This window comes from Campylobacter sp. 1569 (genome assembly GCF_024723675.1).
GTDB lineage: Bacteria > Campylobacterota > Campylobacteria > Campylobacterales > Campylobacteraceae > Campylobacter_D > Campylobacter_D jejuni_C.
This window is the reverse complement of the sequence record NZ_JANQDB010000078.1, coordinates 1-205: the sequence shown is the minus strand read 5'-3', so window position 1 is coordinate 205 and position 205 is coordinate 1. Positions and strand designations below refer to the sequence as shown.

General features: G+C 27.8%; 1 pseudogene. It reads right to left on the bottom strand.

The features are described from left to right. Positions 1-205 (bottom strand): annotated as a pseudogene (locus tag CAMP5060_RS08255) (DUF115 domain-containing protein); the annotation flags it as partial.

The following is a 205-nucleotide window of genomic DNA, read 5'->3' as shown; positions in this document are numbered from 1 at the left end:
GCTTTCTTTAAATAAAATCCAAAATTGATTTGTTTCAACTTTACCATTACCACCATAAGCAGTGATGAATAAACCTTGTTTTCTATTTCCCTCAAAATCTTCTTTAAAATAATGATACTCTTTAGGATGAGATTTACCTTCTTCATTATAAGCTAAATCTTGACCTATGAGTATGATATTTTTATGTTCTAGCTTTATGGCTAAA